Genomic DNA, 23,919 nt, shown 5'->3' with positions numbered 1-23,919 from the left:
GTAATTACGGATGCAACCTAGCTCTTCGCCTGCTACAACACCTGTCTTTTTCGACCATGATGGTGGGGTCGATGATTTCCTGTCGCTGCTGCTCTTGCTGCACATGCGCCACGTTCAACTGCTGGGGGTATCGGTAACGCCGGCAGACTGCTACCTGGAAAATGCGTTGCTCACCACGCATAAGCTGCTTGCGCTTGCTCAACGCAATGATGTAGAAGTAAGCGGCGGCAACTACCACGGCATGAATGCCTTCCCTTCCGATTGGCGCGCCAAGCCAAAGATCTTGAACGCGTTGCCGAGTATGATTAACGTGGAAGTAGGCCCTCATGCAGCCCACTACGACGACAACACCGCGTTCATCATCCGGCGGCTGGAAGCAGCACCCGCGCCCGTTACATTCCTCATGACTGGACCTTGCTCCAGCTTGGTGCACGCCCTTGAACAGGCGCCTAGCCTACGCGAGAAGATAGCCGAGGTGGTGTGGATGGGTGGCGCCGTTGATGTAATTGGCAATGTAAAAACCTACAACCACAACGGTACTGCCGAATGGAACGTGTTTTGGGACCCCATGTCGGCACACAAGCTATTCCGGTCGGGCTTGCCGATTACGCTGGTGCCTTTGGATACCACGAACACCGTTCCTGTCAGTTTCGACTTTTTGAAGAAGCTAGCTTCGCAAGCAGGTTACTTCTTTTCTAACCTAGCTGGGCAATTTTGGGCTACTACCATCGACACTATTCCAGCGTATGAGTACACCTACTTCATGTGGGACGTACTCACCACCAGCTACCTAGCTATCCCGGAAGCTTTTCAATTTGAGATGATCGAACTAGAAGTTTCGCCCAGCAGCGCTGATGCCGGCAATACGTATCGCAAGCCTAGCTCAGGGCAATGGGTAAAAACGGCCGTTGGTGTGCAGAAAGAACGCTTTTATGAGTTCTTATTTGAGTTGCTGAAGCAGGACCTAGTAGTATCGTAACCGAGGGTAATAAATAGCAAGAGCCGCTGACGATACCGTCAGCGGCTCTTGCTATTTGCAGGAGGTGGCGGACTTACTTCCGACCTTCTACAATCTCCTTCACGATATCTGGATCGAGGAGCGTAGTGATGTCACCTAGGTTGCTGATTTCTCCTTCGGCAACTTTCCGCAAGATGCGGCGCATGATCTTGCCCGAGCGGGTTTTGGGCAGGCCCGACACAAACTGAATCTTGTCGGGCTTGGCAATACGGCCAATTTCTGCCACAATAGTCTCGATAATACCTGCTTCCAAACGAGGTTCTTCGGCGGCGTCTACAGGGTCATGGCAGATGATAAAGGCGTAAATGCCCTGGCCTTTTACATCGTGCGGGTAGCCCACTACAGCCGATTCCACCACGTGGCTATTCTGGTTGATGGCGTTTTCGATTTCGGCCGTACCGAAGCGGTGACCCGACACGTTGATTACGTCGTCTACGCGGCCCATAATGCGGTAGAGGCCGTTTTGCTCGCGGCGAGCACCGTCGCCGGTGAAGTAGTAGCCGGGATACACGCCAAAGTAGGTTTGACGGCAGCGCTCATGGTCGCCGTAGGTTGTGCGAATGATACCGGGCCACGCCTGCTTAATAGCTAGGTAGCCTTCGGCATCGTTGCCTTCAATCTCCTGCCCTTCTTGATTCAGGAGCACAGGTTGCACGCCGGGCAGCGGCAAACCGGCCCGAGCCGGCACACTCGGGGTGATATCCGCCAGCGCTGAGATCATAACCCCGGCGGTTTCCGTCTGCCACCACGTATCCACGATGGGGCAGCGGTCTTTGCCAATATGGGTGTGGTACCAGTGCCACGCCTCTTCATTGATGGGCTCGCCCACCGAACCTAGCACCCGCAGCGAATCCAGGGAATACGCCAGCACGTGGTTGATATCTTGCGCCATGAGGGAGCGGATAGCCGTCGGTGACGTATAGAATACGTTCACGCCGTGCTTATCAATTACTTCCCAATAGCGGCCTGGGCTCGGGAAAGTGGGTACACCCTCAAACATGAGGGTAGTAGCGCCCGCCAACAAAGGACCGTAGAGCAAGTAGCTGTGACCGGTTACCCAACCGATATCGGCGGTGCACCAATACACATCGTTTTCGTTGACTTGAAACACGTTGCGGTAGGTGTAATCGGTCCACACCATGTAGCCTGCTTGGGTGTGCACCACACCTTTAGGTTTGCCAGTGCTGCCCGAGGTGTACAGGATGAAGAGTATGTCTTCGGCCTCCATTTCCTCAGCGGGGCAGGTTTTCTCTACCTCGGCTACTTCTTCGTGGTACCACACGTCGCGGCCTTCCTGCATGTGCACGGGCCAGCCCACATGCTCCACCACAATCACGCCTCGCACGGAGGGGCAGCTTTCCAAAGCTTCGTCTACCACACGCTTCACCGGGATTTGCTTGGCGCCACGGTCGAGGCCATCGGAGGTAATCACCACAGAGGCTTGGGCATCATTGACGCGGTCGGCAATGGCATTAGCGGAGAAGCCCGCGAAAATAACGGAATGCACCGCGCCAATGCGGGCACAGGCTAGGGTAGCAATGGCGAGCTGCGGAATCATGGGCATGTAGAGGCACACCCGGTCGCCTTTCTCTACGCCATTGTTGTGCAGCACATTAGCAAACTTGCACACTTCCTGATACAGCTCCCGGTAGGTGTAGCGCAGGCCACGCGTTTTAGGATCATTGGGTTCCCAGATGAGGGCTAGCTTGTTGCCGCGCTGCTCTAAGTGGCGGTCGAGGCAGTTTTCGGTGATGTTGAGCTTGGCACCGCTAAACCATTTGTTATGACCACCAACCAAATCGGCCTGCATCACCGAATCCCACTTACGGCGCCAGGTAAAGGGTTCGGCTACTTCGGACCAAAACTGCTCAGGATTTTCGACGCTACGCTGGTAGGCGTCTTGGTACTCTTCAAACGTGCGAATACGAGGGTGTTCAGCGGGCATGATGGCAAAAATTTAAAATGAGCGTGGGGAATTTCAAGGAAGACGAGAGCAAATAAAGACTTTTCAGCGCGCAACGCAGGAAAATGTATTGGAGCTTACCCAACTAGCGTCCGCACTTGCTCCATTAGCTGCCGAGTGCTGAAGGGCTTGGGAATGTAGAGGTCGGCCCCCACTTGGTACCCTTTCTGAATGTCGGCTTCTTTGCTTTTTGCACTCAGAAAAATCACTTTAGTAGCCTGGCGGTCGGGGCGTTGGCGCACATGGGAGCACACCTGATAGCCATCCACGTCGGGCATCATCACATCGAGTAGAATCACGGCAAAAGGCGTGTGGTCAATGGCCTCCAAAGCCTCGGTGCCGTTGCGGGCAATACTAACCTGGTAGCCATTTTTGCGCATCAAGAACTCCAAGGACATAACGATGTTCGGCTCATCATCGACAATCAATACGTGGGGCGAATTCATAACGGAAGTCATGGGCGGTACTCAGATCGTTGTGTTATTACACCACTCAGCCGCAGTTCGGGGCGGAATAGGTATGGAGGAAGAAGCAGTTTAATGATCGAGCGCGAGGGGGAGTTCGAAGGAAAAGCGGGCACCTTGTTCGAGCGCACTTTCCACCCAAATACGGCCGGCGTGCAGTTCCACAATCTTTTTCGTGATGGCCAACCCTAGCCCTGAGCCCTCCGGCTTGCGCATGGTCTGGTTTTGGGCTTGGAAAAACTTGTCGAAAATGAGTTCGTGAAAGGCTGGATCGATTCCCTTACCGTTGTCGGCTACTGCGATGCGCACCGCACCGGCAGCGGCTTCGGCGGCCACCCAAATGCAGCCGCTGCCATCGGCACGGCATGATTTCACCGCGTTGCTGAGCAAGTTGACGAGTACCTGCATGAGCCGGTCACGGTCGCCGGTGAGCGGCGGCAAGCTAGCAGGTACGTTCACCTCTAAGCCGATTTGCTTATCGCGCAGCAATTGCCCCACCGAGTCAAGGGCATCGTTGATAACATCGGCCACATCGAGTGTGGTGCAGTCGAGCGTTGCCGTGCCCGACTCGAATTTCTCCAAATCTAAAACGAGCGTGATGAGTCGGCTCAGGCGTTCCGTTTCTTTGGTTATCGTGTTCAAAAAGCGCAGACGCTCCTCTTCTTCAATCTCGGGGTTATCGAAGAGGATTTCTGACAGAGCACGGATGCTGGTTATTGGCGTGCGTAGCTCGTGCGTAACGGTGTACAGGAACTCATCTTTGCGCGTATCTAGCTCTTGTAATTGCTGGTAAGCGTTGCGCAGATCGACGGTAAGGCGCTGCAACTGCCGCGACTGTTTCTGTAGCTGCCGGTTGGCTTCTACTAGCTGCTGCGACTCGCGCAAAATGTCTACGACATTATCGAGACTGATTGCTTCCTCGGCACCCACGGCCGACGCCAGCAGCAGCCGCGCCGAGGCCGGTCCAATGGTACCAGCCAGCAGCTTTTCGGCGTAAGCGAGCAAGCGTGGATCGGCGTGCACCGGAATGGTATCGGTAAGCGGAGCATCGGGTACGCGTTCAGCAAAGGCCTGCAAGGCTTGGTTTGTGCGCCTCTTGCCGAGGAAGCCCGTGAGCAGCGCCCGGAGGTCGGGCAGTGGCGTGGCACCCTGCCAGCCCGCTGGCCCCTCGAACACGCTACGGTACCGGAATACATCCACAAACACGGCAGCCTGCCGTTGTTCCAGCCCTGAAGGCTGCCCAGCTAGCGAAACGCCCACGTACAAGCCCACGTTGAAAAACCAACTCCAGAACAGCCCGTTGGGCAATGAGTCGAGCCCCTGCAGCCCAAACAAAGCAGCAGGACGCAGAGCAGATAGCCCGCCAACACCATGCTCCAAAATGGCCATTGGCAGCATGCCGGCTCCTACCATTGTGGGCACTACCAACGTGAAAAACCAGACGGCAAAACCGGCCAGAATACCCGCTGTGGCGCCCTGCTGCGTTCCGCCCTTCCAGTAAAGCCCGCCGAGCAAAACGGGCATAAACTGCGCCACCGCCGCGAAGGAGATGAGCCCGATATCAACCAGTGACAGCAAGTGACCAACTACCGCATAGTAACCATAAGCCAGCAGTAATACCCCCCCTACTGCCAGCCGGCGGCTTTGTAACGCCATCCGACCTAGGTACGCAAACCAACGGCTATCGGCGTGGGTTGCAGGGATGCGGACCAACACGGGCATAAGCAAGTGGTTGCTCATCATCACGCTCAAGGCAATGGTTTCGACGATGATCATACTGCTGGCAGCGGAAAGACCACCTAGGTAGGTGAGTAGCGCCAACCAACGATGCCCAGTATCGAGCGGCAGCGTTAAGACAAAGGTGTCAGCGTCGAGGCCACGACCAGCATAGCGCAGAGCGCCGCCGAACGCCACAGGCAGCACAAATAGGTTGATGATAATCAGGTAGAGCGGGAACAGCCACATGGCCTTGCGCAAGTGGTCTTCATTCACATTTTCGACCACCGCCACTTGAAACTGCCTTGGTAGCAGCAGAATAGCTGATACACTCAGCAACAATAGCGTAAGCCACTGGGAGCCGCTCGTGCCGGCCTCCTGCAACGTAAAAAGTCGGCTGAGCGCAGGCACAGCGGCGGCCTGGGCAAAGACATCCCCAAAACCTCCAAACAACCCGAACGTAACGAAACCGCCCACCAGCAAAAAGGCCACTAGCTTCACCAGCGACTCCAGGGCCACGGCCAGCATCATACCCTCGTGGCGCTCGGTGGCTTCCACCGAACGCACTCCAAAGATGATGGTGAAGAAAGCTAGCCCCACCGTTATGTAGAAAGCTGAACTAATGCCTGCCTGGGCGCTGGCAGCTTGGAGTGAGGCGCCTTGCTGCGTGATAATATCGAAGGAAGCAGCAATAGCTTTGATTTGCAGCGAAATGTACGGCACCACGCCGAGCACACACACCACCGTAACCAGGGCTCCTAGCCACGCACTCTTACCGTAGCGGGCGGAGATAAAATCGGCAATGGACGTGAGGCGCTGCAAGCGGCAGATGCGGATGATCTTGCGCAAGACCAGCCACCACGCCGGTGCCAGCAAGGTAGGACCTAGGTAGATGCCGACGAAGGCCGGGCCGAAGTGCGCGGCGCGGCCTACACTACCGTAGAACGTCCAGGCCGTGCAGTACACAGCCATGCTCAGAGCGTACACGTAAGGGTTGCTCACTAAGCTTCGCCGCTCTGCCGAACGGCGCTCGGCCGCGTAGGCCACCCCGAACAACAGTGCTAGGTAGCCCAGCGAAAAGCCAATAACCAGCAACCGATTCATGTAGGCAACAGGAGAAACTCGCTAATAAGCGCAGTGTGAGTGGCTTGCAGATAAGTTCTGCGCTAACTATGGCGTACTTTTTCGCACCAGCCAGCCCGTGATTACTACTAGTGCAACCCAGACGAGTAGTAAGTATAGATACAATACCGGAATGCCTGCCACCCGCCCTTCGTGGTCGAAAACAGCGAGTAGCGGGAAGTTGAGCAGCACTGTAAACAGTAGGCTCACGAAGAGCAGCCGTTGCCCGCGGCGCTGCTCCGCTTGCTCATGGGGAGGCATAGAAGACATAGGCTAACGAAAGGGGCAGCTTTGCAGAAGCAACCAAATAGCGGAGTAACCGAGCAAAGCCATTCAGCGAATCGCCCAGTTACTCCCACTAGTTTGTTACACTTCCTTGTCTTCCATCAGCTTCACGTTGCGCACGTCCTTCATCATGGCCATTCCTACCAAGAAGCAGATCAAGGCGATAACCACCGGATATACCAAGCCAACGAGGCTGCTGTGTTCCTTGGCAAAGGTCCCTTCGGGTTGGGCGGCGGCCCACACCCCGATGGAAGTAGCAATTAGCGGCACAAAGCCGCCGAATATCCCGTTGCCAATGTGATAAGGCACTGATAGCGACGTGTAGCGCACTTTGGTGGGGAACAGCTCCACAAGATAAGCGGCAATGGGGCCGTACACCATTGTTACGAATACGACTAGACAGAACACCAGTGCAATCATGGCTGGCACATTAGGTGTAAGGGCCTTCATCACGGCCGGCACAGCTTTGCCAGCAGCATCCACGGTGGCCGGGGTAACTTCGGTGAGTGGCCCAGCAAAGGCTTTGATACCGTAGAAAAGCGGAATAGTGAACAGCGCCCCGCAGATCATACCAGTCATGATGATGCGCTTGCGGCCAATACGGTCGGAGAGCGAGCCGAAGTACACAAACAAAGGCGTGGCTAACAACATGGATACGACCATGATGATGCTGGAATCAACGATATCCAGTTTCAGCGTGGCGTTCATGAAGGTGAAAGCCTGGAACTGACTGGTATAGAAGATGACACCTTGGCCCATCGTTACGCCAAACAACGCAATCAGTACCAGTCGGCGGTTGACGGGGTTCATGAACGAGTCACGTAGTGGGCTCTTGCTGGTCGTGCCTGTGGCTTTGGCTTTGGCAAACAACGGCGACTCGTGCAGCTTGCGACGGATGTAGTACGAAGCAATAACCAAGAATCCCGAGAGCAGAAATGGAATGCGCCAGCCCCATTCTTTGAAGGCATCTTCGCCCATCAGCTTTCGGGTTATCAGGATCACTGAAATACTTAGGATCAAGCCGCCAGTGGCCGTAATCTGGATAAAGCTGGTGTAGTAGCCGCGCTTCTTATCAGGGGCGTATTCGGCCACATAGGTAGCCGCACCTCCATATTCGCCACCAAGCGCTAGGCCTTGTAACAAACGCAGCACCACCACAATCAGCGGCGCCGCAATGCCAATCGTGTCGTAGCTAGGTATCAGCCCCGTAATGAACGTGGCGCCGCCCATAATAAGCAACGTGACTAGGAACGTGTATTTGCGCCCGATCATATCGCCGAGGCGGCCAAAGAACATGGCCCCGAATGGGCGCACCACAAACCCGGCTCCGAATACGGCCAAGGCCCCGAGCAACGTATCCTCAATTTTGCCGGCCTGCCCAAACAGCACCGGCCCGATGATGGCGGCTAGCGAACCGAAGATGTAGAAATCGTACCATTCGATGACGGTCCCTACTGAAGAAGCCGTAATCACCTGCCAGATCGTGCCGGCCGATACAGCGTTGTTGTCGTGCTCCGCGGGAGCATCGGGTACGTAGCCGCGCGCATTAGGGATACTCTGTTCCATACTCGTTTTGCTTGATGAAGTGTGATGAGAAGTGGGAATTGGGAAGATGTAAGAAACTTATTGCGCAGCAACCTAGCCTTACAAGAAGACCATGGTTTGCAGGGTTATCTCGGGGCGGTAGTTGATGTTCTGCGGGTTGGTGAAGTCGGGCCGGGAGCGGTAGTTGAGCGTGAGCTTGGCGTTGTGCCCATCGAGCAGGATGTTGGCACCTAGGTCTAATACTTTCGAAGGCTGCCGGTCGCCATTAGCTTGGCGCAAGCCTTCGTAGCTGCTGTGTTGATACGCAATGTAGGGCTGTAATCGCTCCTTAGGACCTAGCAGGTTTTTAGGCAATAGCAAGCCAGCTTGCAGGTAAGTCGCGTGCCCCGTTCCCGATTGCGGCACGGCGTTGCCGCGCGTGGCTACGGCTCCATAACCAGGATTTAGGCCGCCCACGTAGCGCACGTAGTTGGGGCCGAAATCGAAGCGGTAATATACTCCATACACTGTGAGAGCTAGGTTGTTATCAGCATCCAAGGGCGAATCGTAGAACACATCGGCCCCGAAGAGCTTTATAGCATACTTTTCAGTCGGTACAATCAGGAAGGGGTCGGCCCCGGTGGGGAGCGGAAGGGCTACTGTGCTGCTCGTTGGCCGCGAATACATACCATCTTTGTTATAGAGGAAGCCTGCGCCAATGTTGAGCACCTTTTTGGTGCCTAAATAGGTACCCACCATGTAGGGCAGCGCGCTAGGCTCCTGCTCAAAGAAGCCATAGCTAGCATAGGCCTGGTACACGTGACTGGTATTCTGAGGGTTGTAATCTGCTACGTTTGCGCCGGTATTCGACGTACCAGCCGCATTAGCTATACCTAGGTCCAGCGGGTTTCTAGTTTGGTTGGTCAAGAACGGGTCACTCACCGACACCCGGTAGTTGATCGGCCCAATGATACCCTTAGCATACACCCCGAGCCAGCGGGCAAACTGGTCGGTCTGCTCGATGGTAGGCCAGTTGGTTTGCGGCACATCAAGCGTCAGGATGTTCAGCGTACTGGCGTTGGTCATGCGCGAGATGCCGTTGTGGTAATGCAACCCCGCTCCCAGGCTTAGGTATTGGTTCACCTTGTACTCCGTCACGGCGTCGTGAATGAATACTTGTGGTTTTTTACCGTCGACGGCGGCATTCACCCCACCGCTCACTGCCGTCTGATTATTGATACCTAGGTGGGTGTAGATCAGAAACCGAGTGTTCAGCTGCGCCATTACCAGCAGGCGCGAACGGCGCAAGCTAAAGTCAAGCTGGTCGTTTTTCGGCTTGCTTGGGGCGCGCAACGTACCGGTGTTGTTCTGGTTGTAGCGCATCCACACTTGTGTCCAGGTGATGAAGCGCAGATACTTTGCCCCATCCGACGAAAGGTCGACGCGCAAGCCCGATCCATACGGTTCGGGGAGGGGCGGCGCAGGCGTGTTCTGCGGATCGGTAGCGGGTGCTGGTTGGATAGATGGCTTTTGGCCCACAGGTGGCGTGACCTGAGCCTTCGTGCTGCCGGCCGTAAGCAAACTGCCTATGACAACAGCATAAGGTAGTTTTCGCATGAAACTTGGTGAGAGAAAGTGGGACAAACATTCTCTGGAGCTGATACAGCGTTATCAGTCCCACTCGACCAAGTAGAAGAATTGATGCCCGGAAAGCACACTTACGCTATCGTTTTGCTAAACGACTATAGCTTTACCCTTCTTTGAACCGTTCCCACCGGATCATCATGTACTTATCGCCTAGCTCCGTCACCATCAAGCCTGCGCCTTTCAGGTTTTGCGAATTTTGGAAGAAGTCAGCTAGCTCTTTCTGCGTTAAGATTTTATATGTAGGGTGGTAATCCGTCTGCCGAGGTGCTCGTACGCCATACTTTTTCACCCAGTTCATCACGCTCACATGGCTCACCCCTAGTAAGCGCTCAATTTCGCGGTAGCTCACCCCCTCCACGTACAGCTGCAATGCTTTGATGACGTAGTACGAACTAACCTCTCGCCCCACTTTATCGACGGAGTAATGATAACCGCAGTTTTTACACTTATACCGCTGTCGACCGCCCACTACGCCACTTTTAGTAGCTTCCGTCGAATCGCACTTGGGACAAGCAGGCTTGGTCATGAGGAAAGTAAAAGAAGTAGGAAGCTAGCTATACTTGTTGAGCAAACATATACTAGATTAGCAAAGATATGTTTTAACCAACCTTGTACGTAATTGGTGATATTGAATATGATAGCAAAAAGGATTCTCAACCTGAATAGACGAAAAAACGAATTCGTGGCTTTCGGCGCCACTTACGCGACCATCAACGGCGCGCCGCAATACCCGAGTTGTTTGATATTGACTACTTCAGACAGACGCACCGTGATTATGAAAAGCTAGGCCTAGCTCCTTGGGCAGTTAATGAGAAACCGCCTCTTGTGATTCGTCAGGCTTGGGTGAGCCGACTTGTTGCTGATTATCACGCCTGGCACGCGCAAATAGTACCGCACTTCCCAGATTACTACCTAGCCGTTTGGCTATTCGAGCCTGAGTCTGGCCGCTCACAACTCGTAGCAGGCTTAGAAGACCGAAAAACACTGTATGAGAATTTCTTTGGTCCAGAAGCCAACTTACCCTTTCCAACTGAGTACCAACAACTGCCGGGAGTGACAGAACTACACTGGACAGCTCGGGCGCAAGTTGAAGCTTACTGGCCCGAAGACTTTGCTGAGCTTGGTTCATGGGGGCTCAATAGACCACATTGGGAAGCTGAAACCGCAGATGGTGAGCCATTCTTTACCGTACAGGTAGGCTGGGTCTGGGTAGGCCAAAAACCAGTTTAAAGTGTTACACTGGTCCTAGGTATTCAACAGAGCTAGTTTCCATGCCCCTTCCCTCCTTCCGCACCATCACGCCCGGCAGCTTGCCCGCCGCCGAGTGGTACCAGTTTATGGTTACGTCTGTAGCGCCCCGGCCGATTGCCTTTGTCAGCACCATCTCGGCGGCGGGCGAGGTCAACCTTAGCCCGTACAGCTTCTTCAACGTGTTCAGTGCCAATCCGCCTATACTCATCTTCTCGGCCACCACTCGAGCCCGCGACAACAGCCCCAAGGATACCTTACTGAATGTGCGCGAAGTGGCGGAGTGTGTCATTAACATTGCCAACTACCCGCTGGTCGAACAACTGTCGCTCACAAGCACAGAATACTCGAAAGGCGTTAACGAATTCACCAAAGCGGGCTTCACGGAAATAGCGTCCGACCACGTGCGCCCACCGCGCGCTGCGGAATGCCCAGCGGCCTACGAATGCGTAGTGGAGCAGATTATTCCCTTAGGTAGCACGGGTGGCGCGGGCAACCTCGTTCTTTGCCGGGTAGTACAGGCTCATTTTCACGAAGCATTGCTGAACGATAACGGCGTGGGGCTAAACCCGCACAAGCTAGAGGCCGTAGCGCGTCTCGGCGGTGACTACTACTGCCGCGTGAGTTCCGAGAGCTTACTGGAGGTACCTAGGCCCAACCGCCACCAAGGTATAGGCTTCGATCAGTTGCCGGCTCACATCCGCCACAGCGACGTCTTGACGGGCAATAATCTCGGGCGACTCGCCAACGTAGAGGCGACGGCGCTTCCGTCGCCTGAGCAGGTGCAGGATTTTCACAACGAACCCTTAGTAGCTTACACGCTACACAAGCACCAGGACGACCCAGCCGAACAACGCCGCCAGCTTATACTGCTCGGCAAATATTATCTGGAAGAAGGCTTGGTGCAAGAGGCGTGGAAGACGCTATTATTGGCGGACAGACCATAGAACGAAGTCGTTAAATCTGATCTACTTCATACAAAACACCTCGTTTTTCGTTAGCGTGTTTACTGCTAATACAATACACTGCCCTACAACCATCTACTGCTATGAACAAACCCTACTTTCGGCTCGGCGAATGGCGTCGTAATGTTTTACTAATTGCCGCGGCAGCCAGCCTCGGTATCGGCCTACCTGCCTGCTCTAGCGACTCCAACTCGGACTACACTACCAACACAGGCGACTGGAAAAATGGCAATGGTGAGACGTACTCCGAAGGCGTTATTACCGAAATGACGGAGGTTCAGCCGGGCGAGTGGAAAATAACAGCGGAGCGTCCCGCCGGTAAGGAGCAGATAGCGGCCGTCCTCAAGCACTTCGACGGCAAAGTGGATACGCTCCAAGGCGAAGCGCTGCAAAAGCAGATGCAGAGCTACAGCCGCACCTACTCCGAAAACCGCGTGGGCGGCACCAGCATGATGGACGTTCTGATGTGGGGCGGTATTGGCTACATGGCCGGCCGCTTTCTGACGCCAAACCTAGGTGCTTATGCCAATCCGGGAGTGGTTCAACAGAATAATTCTTGGCGTGCCCGCGTAGCGCAAGAGCGCAACCAAGGCCGGGGCTTCTTCGGCCGGGGCTTCGCCGGGGGGCGCACATCGCCCACCAGTGGCATTCGACCTAGCTCTACGGTTACCCGCAACACGGGCTTCGGTCGTAGCAGCATTCGCAGCAGCGCACCAGCTGGTCGTAGCTCGGGCTTTGGGAGCCGCGGCAGCCGTGGGTTCGGCGGCTGATTTTCAGTTAGTTGTTACTACTAATAAAAGAACGTCATTCCTCCTATTGTCGGAATGACGTTCTGCTGTTGATACCTGTTACATGTTGACTGCTATATGATCAAGCTTTTACCGCTTTCCGGCGATGTTTCCCCGGCTGTACGTGGCCTGGGTTGGGATTGGGCCCTTGAAGATGCTTGTCAGAACTACGTAGCCCGCGAGGCCGTGCAGCTTCCCGAGACTTCCGCCGATGCGCTGCTGCAAGCCGCCGATACGCTCTACGAAATGCTGGTACAATGCATTCCCGATCCTATTCCCGACGATCTGTTGCGCCTGCTTGCTATTCCGCAGAACCTGTGGGCCGCCGTGCGCCACTCCTGGAACGATGACCGCCATTGGCATCTCTACGGCCGATTTGACCTAGCCGAAACAACCGATGGCCCTAAGCTGCTAGAATTCAATGCCGACACGGCCACGAGCCTGCCCGAAACGGCCGTGGTTCAATGGGCTAGCTTGGTTGCTGCTGGCCAAGCCGATGACGATCGGCAGGTAAATGGCTTGTTTGAGGGGCTACAGAATCAATTAGCGCAGTGGCTAGAGCTCAATAATGACCTAGAGCCTACTTTGCTGCTAATTCACTTGCCTGATAGCGAAGAGGATGCGGCTAACTGTGCCGTAGTTGCGGAGGCAGCCAATGAGGCCGGTTTTGCGCAAACCCACATTTGCTCCGTCGATGCGATGCAAGTAGCAGTGCAAGGCCAAGATCGGGGTGCCTGGGCGGAAGTGGAACCGGGCAAGTGGCAACGCTTTGCCTTTGTGTTCAAGCTCGTGCCCTGGGAAATATTGGCTGACGAAGAACCTGAACTCACTACCGACCTCACGCAGCTGCTCCAAAGCCGCGACTTAATTATTGCCAATCCAGCTTATACCCTTTTGTTCCAGAGTAAAGGCATCTTGGCTTGGCTGTGGCAGAACTTTCCGCACCACCCGTTGCTGCTCGAAGCTTCTTTGCAAGACCTACCAGGTCATGTTGTCCGCAAGCCATTGCTAGGTCGTGAGGGGCAAAACGTGACGGAGATAAATGACGAGCAAGCCGGCGAAACCATCGAAGGAGATTTCGCCGAACAAGTACAAATAAACCAGCGCTTTGCGGAGCTACCGCAAGATGCGCAAGGGCGTCGTTACCAAGCGGGCGTGTTTTGGGCAGGTGCTGCTTGCGCCATCGGCTTCCGCCGCGACGCGGGGTTCATCACGAACTTATCGGAATTCGTGCCGCACGTGGTAGTGTAAGGTGCTAGCGCCCTCTGAACTAGTTGCGTACGGCAATCATCAACCCTAGCTCTTTGTAGCGCATATTAAATCGCTTCGCAATGGCTACGTTCGTGAGCGAGCCTTTGTAGATGTACACACCGCTGCGGAAATGCTCGTTTGTGAACAGTACCTCGTTGACCCCGCCGTGCTGGCTGATTTCCTGCAAAATGGGCGTAAAGATGTTGCTCAATGCGTTGGTTGCCGTGCGCGGCACCCTAGATGGGATGTTGGGCACGCAGTAGTGAATGACGTCGTACTTGCGGAAAACGGGCTTGTTATGACTCGTTAGCTCCGAAGTTTCGAAACACCCGCCTTGGTCGATACTCACGTCAATAATTACCGAGCCTGGCGACATTTGTGACACGACGTCTTCCGGCACCATAAACGGAATACGCCCCTCTTCCACATTCAGCGCACCAATAACTACGTCGGCGCGGCGGATCTGCTGGTTAAGCACAAAAGTATCCAACGTACTGGTGTACAACTGGGTACCTAGGTTTTGCTTGAGGCGACGCAGCTTATAAATATGGTTGTCGAACACCTTTACTTCGGCACCTAGGCCAGTAGCGGCGCGGGCAGCGTACTCGGCCACCGTGCCAGCGCCCAAAATAACGACTTGCGAAGGCGGCACCCCCGTGATGCCACCCAGAATGATACCCTTGCCCTCATTCGCCCGCGACAGATATTCAGCCGCGATAAGCATGACGGTCGAGCCCGCAATTTCGCTCATGGCGCGTACCACAGGCCGGGCTCCCGACGGGTCCTTGATTAGCTCAAACGAAATGGCATTCACCTTCTTGCGCGCCAAGGCAGAAATGTATTCGCCTGTGAGCGAGCCAAATTGCAGCGCCGAGATAAGCGTCTGGTTGGCGCGCATATGCTCGATTTCACCTTGTGTGGGGGGCGCCACTTTCAAGATAATATCAGCCTCATATACCTCCTTTTGCGAGTACGCAATGGTCGCTCCCGCTTCCGAGTAATCGTGGTCAGAATATTTGCTAGGCTCCCCGGCCCCACTTTCCAGCACCACTTCGTGGCCTTCGTTCACGAGGTGTTTTACCGCTTCGGGTGTTAGACCCAGACGGTTTTCCTGCAACGAAGTTTCGCGTGGCAGCCCGATAAAGAGTTTTCGGCGCCGCGTCTCCACAGCCAGCATGGATTCTTGGGGGTAAAAGGCGCGGCTGGTAGCCAACGACTCGAATCCTGGGGGTACTGCTTCAGGCATTGGAAGAGATTAAAAACTAAAGTGACGACTTGAAAAAACAGTTGGCCTAACACGACTATTGATATTCAATACATTATGTTTTGCCTTTTAATTTTCAATTCTCACTTATTAATTGGAGGATCCTTGACTCTGGTCCGGTAACAGAGAGTGTAACAAGCAGATGATTAGGCGGTAATAAGGCTTCCACGCGGCTTGGCCATTCTAGCAGGCAAAGATAACTAGAATCGAAGTACTCTAGGGCACCCATCGCTATTGCTTCACTCGCATCATCGAGGCGGTAGAAGTCAAAGTGGTAAATGGGCTGGTTCTGCGCGTCGCGATACTCGTTTACCAGCGAGAACGTTGGGCTGCTTACTTCGTTCTCCGGCACCCCTAGGCTAGCGCACAAAGCCTTGATGAAGGTAGTCTTGCCCGCGCCCATTTCGCCTTCAAATGCCACGATGCGATGATCAGCTAACAGGCCTCGGAGCTGTGCGGCCGCGGCAGGCAGAGCGGCTAGGTTGGCAATTGGAATTTCAATAGTAGGCATGACGACGACTTTTCCAACTACAAGTTTAGCACTCTTCTGCCCAGCTTACATATCATCGTCCTGTCTCTTCTACGCGCAGGTGCAAATTTCAACGTACTCCTGGGCTACAGTCAGAAATTACCAGATCCATCTCACTGTTGAGATCTTTTTGTATTTCAACAAGTTACAACAGCTATAGAAGGTCTTGCGCTGTTATCTGCTGTTTCGCCCACGCTTTATCATCCGCTTCACAATTTGGCCTGTGTAGAAGTGGCATTATTTCAGTGTTAGAAGTTAGATTCTGACTAGAAGCCTACTTAGCTCTATCAGCTACCATACCGAGGTCTATTCTATACTCTTACTATGCGTAAGCTATTCTCTTCTTTTTCGCTGGAAGAGTCCTATAAGGAACTACAACGGGCGCTCCGGCAGGAACGTTTGCAACGGGAGCATGCCGAGCAGCAGCTAGCAAGGCTACAACATGCCTTGAACCAAGCGCAGCTTGTACTCGCACAAAGCCCCTCCCCTGTTCTTCAACTTGATGAACAGGGGCAACTCTCGTGCATCAATCCGGCAGCATCAGCCCTAGCTCGTGAAACAGCAGCTCCGGAAACTGAGGGTTTCCACCAACAGCTCCGCACCTGGGCAGAAACGGCTCGGCAATCGGGCACGCAGCAGCAAGAGTTCCGTTTGGCAGACCGGCACTATGCAGTGCTTGCAATGCCTGCTGTTGCCTGCTCGTGCGTAAACCTATACCTCACGGAGAACACAGCGCAACGCCGAGCCGAAACAGCGCTGGTGGAGCAACAGGATTTTTACACCACTATTCTGGAGCAACTTCCTATTGGAGTGGCCGTCTTTGATAGTCAGGAGCGCTACCTGCTAATTAATAAGTGGGTGGTGGCCGATGACGAAACGCGCGAGTGGATGATCGGCAAAACTAATATGGAAACGTGCCTCCAACGGAAGCGCCCCATAGAAGTAGCCTTGCAGCGCACCGCGATGTTCGAGCAAGCCATCCGAGAGCGGCAGGCGGTAACCTGGCACGAAACTGTGCAACAGCCCACCGGTTTGCAGCGCTTAGATCGGGTTTATCAGCCCATCTTCAATCCTGATGGTTCTGTCCGGATGGTAGTGGGTGCTGGTATGGATATCACCGAAAAATATGCGACAGAAGAAAAGCTAGCGCAGCAACATGAGTTCTACGAGTCAATTTTGAACCAGCTGCCTATGGATGTGGCTGTTGTGGATGCACAGCATCGCTTCCTCTATGTCAATCCGGCGGCTATTAGCAATGCGGCTTTACGTGCATGGGTTATTGGCAAAACCAATCTTGAATACGCGAATCACCGCCATCTTTCTCAAGAACTCATCGAGCGGCGAGAAGCCAAATTTGCTCAGATGATAAGCGAGCGGCAGCAAGTTGAGTTTGAAGAAACGCTCATGGCCGCGGATGGGCCACGGCGCTTGCTGCGTTACCTGCATCCCGTGTTAGCATCCGATGGTGCGGTGCGCATGGTTATCATCTACGGCGTAAACATCACGGAACGGTACCAGGGCGAACAAAAGCTAGGTCAGCAGCGCCAATTCTACGAGAATATCCTGAACCAGCTACCCGTCGATATAGCGGTACTCGACCCTGAACATCGGTATCTGTTCGTGAACCCAGTGGCTATTAAAGATCCGGACGTCCGCCACTGGATTATCGGCAAGAGCAATTTCGAGTACTTTCACTACAGTCAGCGGCCTATAGAACTAGCGGAGCAGCGTGATAATATCTTCAAGCAAGTATTGACGGAACGGCAGCAGCTAGCTTACGAAGAGACTATTGAGTCCGCCAAAGGCCCACGCCGCCTGTTGCGGCGTCTGCACCCCGTACTCGCAACTGATGGTTCGGTGAGTATGGTCCTAGCTTATGGCCTAGACATCACAGAGCGCTTTCACGCCGAGCAGCAACTCACCAAGCAACGCGAGTTTTACGAGGGTATTCTCAACAACCTGCCATCCGACATCGCAGCGCTTGATCCGCAGCAACGTTTCCTCTATGTCAACCCGGTTGCCATCAAAGATGCGGAGATTCGGCAGTGGATTATCGGCAAAACTAGCCGTGACTACATGCTCCGTCGACAGCATCCGATAGAGCTAGCCGACAAACGAGAAGCGGTATTCAATCAAGTGGTGGCCGAACGGCAGCAAGTGAGTTATGAGGAAACCTTCTTCACCTCGAGTGGTCCGCAGCACTTACTTCGTATTCTGCACCCCGTGTTTGCGCCCGACGGTTCGCTAAAGATGGTGATTGTGTATGGAGCAAATATTACGGAGCGCTACTTGGCCGAACAGAAGCTAACCGAGCAACGCGAGTTCTACGAAACTATCTTAAATCAACTGCCCGCTGATATAGCTGTTTTTGACGCTAACAATCGGTATCTGTTCGTTAATCCGGTTGGCATCAAAGACGAAGAGCTACGGAAATGGATCATTGGCAAAACAAATTTTGACTATTGCGCCTACCGCCAGCGCCCCGTGGAGCTAGCAGAAAAGCGCCAAGCCATGTTTGAACAAATTGTAGCCGAACAGCGACAAATTAGCTTTGAGGAGACGCACAACTCGCCCACTGGTCCACGGCGTATGCTGCGGATCAATCACCCCGTCTTTACGCCGGAGGGCACCCTTCGTATGGTACTCGCCTACGGGCTAGATATCACGGATCGTTATCGCGCCGAGCAACAGCTAGATGAACAGCGGACGTTCTACGAGACCATCCTCAACCAATCGCCGAGCGCCACTGCCGTGTTCGACTCCGAAGGCCGCTACCTGTATGTCAATCCCAGCAGTATTCAAGACCCACAAATTCGGGCATGGATTATTGGCAAAACGGACCAGGAGTATTGTAGCTACCGGCAATTTCCGGTTAGAATGGCCGAGTTGCGCAATGCTCAACGCGAGCAGGCCGTGCGCGAGCGACGGGAAGTATCGTGGGAGGAAACGATCAAGAGCTCTACCGGACTACGGCATTGGCGACGCACAATTTACCCCGTGTTCCACGCCGATGGCTCCTTGAACATCGTCATTGGCTCAGGCATGGAACTTACGGAGCGCTACTTGGCAGAAGAGCGCCAGCGGCAGGCAGAAGCCGCTATCCAAGAGCAACAAGAGTTTATTCGCCAGGTAGTTGACACTATTCCTAACTTCCTGTATGTGACAAATCAAGAGGGGGAAGTGGTTTTTGCGAATGCAGCTTTCGATAGTATCACATTTAACTCCAACCACTTACAAGCTACTCTTGCCAATGACACGCCCGAAGCAGCTGAGCTACGGCAGTTGACAACGTGGAGCCATCAGGTACTCGAAACCCAGCAGGAATTACGGCATGAACTCCCTATGACGCTAGCAGCGGGCGAATCATTGCAATTTCAGATCGTAAAGCGCCCTTTGATACGCCCCAATGGCACAAGAGAAGTCCTCACGGTAGGCACTGATATTACAGAGGTTAAGCGCATCCGCCGGAACCTCGAGCAGAACGCTAAGCAATACCATGAGCTCATGCGCAACACGCAAGTGCTCATTTGCACGCACGATTTGCAGGGTACTATTCTATCGGCTAACCCAGCGCTGGCAACGCTGATTGGTATGCCAATTGACCAAATTGTGGGTCGCAACTTTATCCTGGCTCCTTCGGGTCTCACGCCGCACACGTTCGAGCAGTATTTGGCAAGGATTACCGAGCAGGGCGACACTTCAGGCTTGTTTCCGCTTCAGCTCACTGCCAATGGCGATACCCATTACCTGCTCTACCACAATTGCCTAGTCGATGAGCCGGGCCAACCTGCTTACGTAATATCCTACAGCCAAGATATTACCAACCGGGTACTAGCCGAGCAAGAACTTGAGCGAGCTAAGCTAGCCGCCGAAGCCGCCGTCACGGCCCGTGAGAACTTCTTGGCGAACATGAGCCACGAGATTCGGACGCCTATGAATGGTGTGCTAGGTATGGCGGGCCTACTTGCCCGCACGGAGCTAAACTCACAACAGCGCGAGTACCTAGGCATTATTCGCAATTCGGGTGCCCACCTGCTCAGTGTTCTTAACGATGTGCTAGACGTAGCCAAGATCACCTCGGGCAAGCTAGAGCTAGAGAATACGCCATTCGACCTGGGTACCATCATCAAAACGGCCGCCCAAACCCTGGGCTTCCGAGCCATGGAAAAAGGCATTCAGTTTACCGTGGACCCTGTGACGCTGCCTCACCCCATGGTAGTCAGCGACCCGCACCGCCTTAAGCAAGTGTTCCTCAATCTGTTTGGTAATGCTATCAAATTCACGGAGCGTGGTAGCGTCCGGCTCACAACCCAGCTTCGGGCCGAAACAGACACGACTCTTACAATTACTTTCCTGGTCAGCGATACTGGCATCGGCATTCCGGCGGAAAAGCAAGAAAAGATCTTTGAAAGCTTCTCGCAGGCCTACACCGATACGACCCGCCGCTTTGGGGGTACAGGCCTTGGCCTTACCATCAGCAGTAGCTTGGTCGAACGCCTTGGAGGCCGGCTGTTTATCTATAGCGCACCCAATCAAGGCAGCACCTTCAGCTTTACCCTTACGTTCACGAAAGCCCTGCTAACAGCTAATACTGCCATGGACCAAGATCGGGAAGACTTCCTAACGGCCGAGGCGGGCCAGGCAGTGGCAGGCTTACGAGTATTGCTTGTCGAAGACCACGAAGTGAACCGGCAGCTAGCTCAACTAGTGCTAGAAAACTTTGGGGTACATGTCGATAGTGCTGCCGATGGCAACGCTGCGTTACTTCTCTTCCAGCAAGCTGTCTACGATGTTATTCTGATGGACATTCAGATGCCCGGCATGAGCGGACTAGAAGTGACGGCCAAAATGCGCTGTCACCCGGATACAGTACGGGCGCACACACCCATTATTGCCTTGACTGCAAATGCCTTCCGCTCCGATAATGAGCGGTATCTGGCCGCGGGTATTAATGACTGTATTGCGAAACCGTTTGATGAGCTGGAGTTGCTGCGCAAAATTACGATAGCTCATGAGGCGGCGGCTCAGCAACCTACGCCCTTGTTCAACCTAGCTGATGTGCACCGGATGGCGCACGGCAAATCAAGCTTTGTTCTGCGAATTCTGGACTCTTTCCTCACGCATACACCAACTGAGCTCACGAACTTTCAGCAAGCCGTTGCCACCAATGATTGGAAACTGGTCGGGCAAATTGCGCATCGCCTCAAACCCTCTTTGAAAATGCTGCAAGTACACAAGCTTACCGAACCTGCACTGACGCTGCAAGATGCTACAGCTACTGTGGAGGCCCGCACAGACGCTGCCACGTGCGTTGTTAGCTTACTACCTCAACTACTACAAGAGCTACAGCAGTGGCGTACAGTGGCTATTGCCAACGAAGCTTTTACCACTAAATAATTCAAATCGGCGCACAAAGTGATTCTAGAATCACCTTGTGCGCCGATTTTGTATATTACAGCAACTTACCTTATCTGAATCGATACTTTAAAACAAGTAAAGTACTATTTATTCAGTTTTACCTTATACTTGTTTTAATCTAACTCACTTCTTTGCTTAGTTCTATTGCAAGTCTTAGTGATGCGGACTTGCAGCTAAGTGGATAATATTGTCACCGGAACTAAGACGCTCAGATACACGCTCTACGGCGCGGCAAAAACAGTTGTAATCAAACGGCTTCACTAGGTAATCGGCAACGCGTAGTTCAAAAGCATCACTGCCGAAGTTCTCATGGGCAGTGGTCAACACTACTTGTGGTGGCTCTGGCAGTAAGCGGAGCATATCTAGCCCATTCAGATCGGGCATCTCTACATCCAGAAACAAAACATCAACCTGACGTCCCACGCTGAAGAACTCCAGTCCTTCTATGCTACCAGCCAGCGAAGCTACCAGCTGCAAAGAGCTGTTCATTTCAATATAATGCTCCAGCGTTAGCCGATTGATTTCATTATCGTCGAGGATAGCGCAAGTTAGAGTCTTAGAAGGCGCAGTATTTTCGAAGGACATGGTAGGAAGTGAAACTTACTTTAACTACAAAACAGAACAACAATACCAATTCAACCTTATAATCAACCTCATCAAACTCGTGCGATACGAATTGGTAATATGCAAATCTAGCTTAAACCATATGATAATCTAGATACTTTTCTATAGAATGGACAAAAAACTCGATCAAGCATTTAAATAACACAGCAAACATCTTCGACATATACAATTTAGCCTATAAAAAATAGATCAGTTCTTTGTTTGCAAAATGCTTGCCCGTCTCTCAGAATGCTACTCCATCTGCCTTTGATGTAGATGAAGCAATTCCGTCAGTTCACGAAAAAGGCCAGTCGTATGACTGGCCTTTTTCGTGGGGTGTATGTACTTGGCAGCAGCCCTAAGCACCTTTTGGCGTCAGAGTGATGAATGGGATAATACACTCTTCTAACGAGATGCCTCCGTGCTGGAACGTGTCCTTGTAGTAGTTCACGTAGTAGTTGTAGTTGTTGGGATAGGCGAAGAAGTAGTCGCCGATGGTGAAGACGTAGGCGGTGCTCACGTTTTCGCGGGGCAGGAAGATACGCTCCGGCTTGCGCACGGTGTACACGTCGCGCGAGTCATCGAAACCTAGGTTTTTGCCGTGCTTATAACGCAAGTTGGTATTGGTATTCCGGTCGCCCACAATTTTGTAGGGACGTTTCACCCGAATGGTACCGTGGTCGGTGGTGATGATGAGTTTACCCTTCTTCTCGGCAATCTGCTGGAGCATTTCATACAGCGGCGAATGCAGGAACCACGACCGGGTAAGCGAGCGGTACGCTGATTCGTCGGCGGCTAGCTCCCGAATCATGGCCATGTCGGTGCGGGCGTGCGAGAGCATGTCCACGAAGTTGTAGACGATGACGTTCAGCTTATGGTTGTTGTGCAGGTTGGCCATCTTCCCAAGCAAGTCTTTGCCCGCCTGTAAGTTGGTTACCTTGTTATAGCTGTACTTATATTTCTGATTGGCCTTCTGGAACATGATTTCCATGAAGTCCTGCTCATGCAGGTTTTTACCCTCATCATCGTCATCATTCACCCACAGGTTAGGATACTTCTTCTGAATATCGCCGGGCATCATGCCCGAGAAGATGGCATTGCGGGCGTAGGCAGTGGTAGTCGGCAGAATGGAGTAATACATTTCCTCCTGATCCACGGTGAACAGTTCGGCAATGATAGGCTCCAGAATTTTCCACTGATCGTAGCGCAGGTTGTCGATAAGCACGAAGTACACGGGCGTGTCGCCGGTGGCCTTCAGCATAGGGAACACCCGCTCCTTGAAAAGCTGGTGCGACATCAGCGGCGCATCATCGTCGTCGCCATTGACCCAATCTTCGTAGTTCTCAGTGATGAAGCGACCGAAGTACGTGTTGGCCTCGTCCTTCTGCATGTTGAAGACGTCGGCCATACTTTTGCCTTCCGTCTCGTCAATTTCTAGCTCCCAGAACACCAGCTTCTTATAAACATCGGCCCACTCCGAGGGCGAAAGCCGGTCGCCAAGTTGCATACCTAGCTGGCGGAAGTCACGCTGGTAGCCGCTGTTGGTTTTTTCACTAACGAGACGCTTGTTATCCAGCACCTTCTTCACCGACAGCAGAATCTGGTTCGGGTTTACGGGCTTGATGAGGTAATCGGCAATCTTAGAGCCGATGGCCTCTTCCATAATATGCTCTTCCTCGCTCTTGGTAATCATTATCACGGGCGTGGTGGGGCGCGCTGCCTTGATTTCGGTCAACGTTTCCAGTCCAGTCAAACCGGGCATGTTTTCGTCTAGAAAAACCAGGTCGTACGTTTGTTCCTGAACTTGCTCAATGGCATCAGCACCAGAATTTACGCCGGTCACGTCGTAGCCTTTTTCTTTCAGAAATAAAATATGGGGCTTGAGCAAATCAATTTCGTCGTCAGCCCAAAGAATGGAGTATCGTTGCATAGGGGGTGAGAGTAAGAAACACTAAGCATTTGCCTAGGTTTTGTGGAATAAGAAGCCCTAAAAGCACTCCAGCAGTTGCAATTGAGCGGTGCAGGGGCGATGCACCCCGCTAGGAGAAGGCTAAGAATTCGGTAGTAGCTTTACTGCCAAAGGCCGCGTTTAGGTTTGCAAAAATTATGATCTT

At 53.4% G+C, this 23,919-nt stretch carries 17 protein-coding genes; 6 read left to right on the top strand and 11 right to left on the bottom strand.

Translation table 11 applies throughout. The features are described from left to right. The first annotated feature begins 10 nt into the window (after positions 1–10). Entirely contained in the window at positions 11–979 is a 969-nt protein-coding gene (locus SD425_RS09495) for a nucleoside hydrolase (protein ID WP_324677827.1), read from the top strand. A 73-nt stretch (positions 980–1,052) separates the two neighbouring features. Here the strand turns inward: SD425_RS09495 and acs are convergent, their stop codons facing one another. From acs to SD425_RS09460, 7 genes are all read right to left on the bottom strand, one after another. Next, positions 1,053–2,963: an acetate--CoA ligase gene (gene acs / locus SD425_RS09490; protein WP_324677825.1), complete on the bottom strand. Its 1,911-nt coding sequence runs from the start codon at positions 2,961–2,963 to the stop codon at positions 1,053–1,055. 95 nt (positions 2,964–3,058) lie between these two features. After that, on the bottom strand, positions 3,059–3,427 hold the full coding sequence (locus SD425_RS09485; RefSeq protein WP_324677823.1) for a response regulator: 369 nt from the start codon (positions 3,425–3,427) through the stop codon (positions 3,059–3,061). 90 nt (positions 3,428–3,517) lie between these two features. Continuing rightward, positions 3,518–6,265, bottom strand: coding sequence for a sensor histidine kinase (locus SD425_RS09480; RefSeq protein WP_324677821.1), 2,748 nt, complete (start codon positions 6,263–6,265; stop codon positions 3,518–3,520). Between the two features lie 66 nt (positions 6,266–6,331). Further along, positions 6,332–6,553: a hypothetical protein gene (locus SD425_RS09475; protein ID WP_324677819.1), complete on the bottom strand. Its 222-nt coding sequence runs from the start codon at positions 6,551–6,553 to the stop codon at positions 6,332–6,334. Between the two features lie 96 nt (positions 6,554–6,649). Beyond that, positions 6,650–8,134, bottom strand: coding sequence for an MFS transporter (locus SD425_RS09470; RefSeq protein WP_324677816.1), 1,485 nt, complete (start codon positions 8,132–8,134; stop codon positions 6,650–6,652). Between the two features lie 78 nt (positions 8,135–8,212). Next, a complete protein-coding gene (locus tag SD425_RS09465; protein WP_324677814.1) occupies positions 8,213–9,709 on the bottom strand; it encodes a hypothetical protein in 1,497 nt (498 codons plus the stop codon). Between the two features lie 133 nt (positions 9,710–9,842). Continuing rightward, positions 9,843–10,265 carry a transposase-like zinc-binding domain-containing protein gene (locus tag SD425_RS09460; protein WP_324677812.1) on the bottom strand — a complete coding sequence of 141 codons (423 nt, stop codon included), beginning with the start codon at positions 10,263–10,265 and terminating at the stop codon, positions 9,843–9,845. Between the two features lie 209 nt (positions 10,266–10,474). On the opposite strand from SD425_RS09460, the gene SD425_RS09455 reads away from it, so the two are divergent. The 4 genes from SD425_RS09455 (at position 10,475) to SD425_RS09440 (ending at position 13,991) form a co-directional block, all read left to right on the top strand. Then, complete coding sequence (locus tag SD425_RS09455; RefSeq protein WP_324677810.1) at positions 10,475–10,969, top strand: hypothetical protein; 495 nt, start codon at positions 10,475–10,477, stop codon at positions 10,967–10,969. Positions 10,970–11,010: 41 nt separating this feature from the next. Next, entirely contained in the window at positions 11,011–11,934 is a 924-nt protein-coding gene (locus tag SD425_RS09450; protein ID WP_324677808.1) for a flavin reductase family protein, read from the top strand. Positions 11,935–12,035: 101 nt separating this feature from the next. Continuing rightward, positions 12,036–12,722, top strand: a complete 687-nt coding sequence (locus tag SD425_RS09445) for a hypothetical protein (RefSeq protein WP_324677806.1) — start codon at positions 12,036–12,038, stop codon at positions 12,720–12,722. A gap of 96 nt (positions 12,723–12,818) precedes the next feature. Further along, positions 12,819–13,991 carry a glutathionylspermidine synthase family protein gene (locus tag SD425_RS09440; protein ID WP_324677804.1) on the top strand — a complete coding sequence of 391 codons (1,173 nt, stop codon included), beginning with the start codon at positions 12,819–12,821 and terminating at the stop codon, positions 13,989–13,991. A 19-nt stretch (positions 13,992–14,010) separates the two neighbouring features. On the opposite strand, the gene SD425_RS09435 is transcribed toward SD425_RS09440, so the two are convergent. Together SD425_RS09435 and tsaE are read right to left on the bottom strand one after the other, a co-directional pair. Then, positions 14,011–15,237, bottom strand: a complete 1,227-nt coding sequence (locus tag SD425_RS09435; RefSeq protein ID WP_324677802.1) for an alanine dehydrogenase — start codon at positions 15,235–15,237, stop codon at positions 14,011–14,013. 94 nt (positions 15,238–15,331) lie between these two features. After that, entirely contained in the window at positions 15,332–15,766 is a 435-nt protein-coding gene (tsaE, locus tag SD425_RS09430; protein WP_324677800.1) for a tRNA (adenosine(37)-N6)-threonylcarbamoyltransferase complex ATPase subunit type 1 TsaE, read from the bottom strand. A 342-nt stretch (positions 15,767–16,108) separates the two neighbouring features. On the opposite strand from tsaE, the gene SD425_RS09425 reads away from it, so the two are divergent. After that, entirely contained in the window at positions 16,109–21,181 is a 5,073-nt protein-coding gene (locus SD425_RS09425; RefSeq protein ID WP_324677798.1) for a PAS domain-containing protein, read from the top strand. Between the two features lie 174 nt (positions 21,182–21,355). Here the strand turns inward: SD425_RS09425 and SD425_RS09420 are convergent, their stop codons facing one another. Both SD425_RS09420 and SD425_RS09415 read right to left on the bottom strand, forming a co-directional pair. Beyond that, entirely contained in the window at positions 21,356–21,787 is a 432-nt protein-coding gene (locus tag SD425_RS09420) for a LytR/AlgR family response regulator transcription factor (protein ID WP_324677796.1), read from the bottom strand. Between the two features lie 376 nt (positions 21,788–22,163). Beyond that, entirely contained in the window at positions 22,164–23,735 is a 1,572-nt protein-coding gene (locus SD425_RS09415) for a PglZ domain-containing protein (RefSeq protein ID WP_324677794.1), read from the bottom strand. Positions 23,736–23,919: the final 184 nt, after the last annotated feature.

It is taken from the genome of Hymenobacter sp. GOD-10R (assembly GCF_035609205.1).
Classification (GTDB): Bacteria; Bacteroidota; Bacteroidia; order Cytophagales; family Hymenobacteraceae; genus Hymenobacter.
Note: the sequence above shows the minus strand (reverse complement) of the source record. Positions and strands in the feature narration are given on the sequence as shown.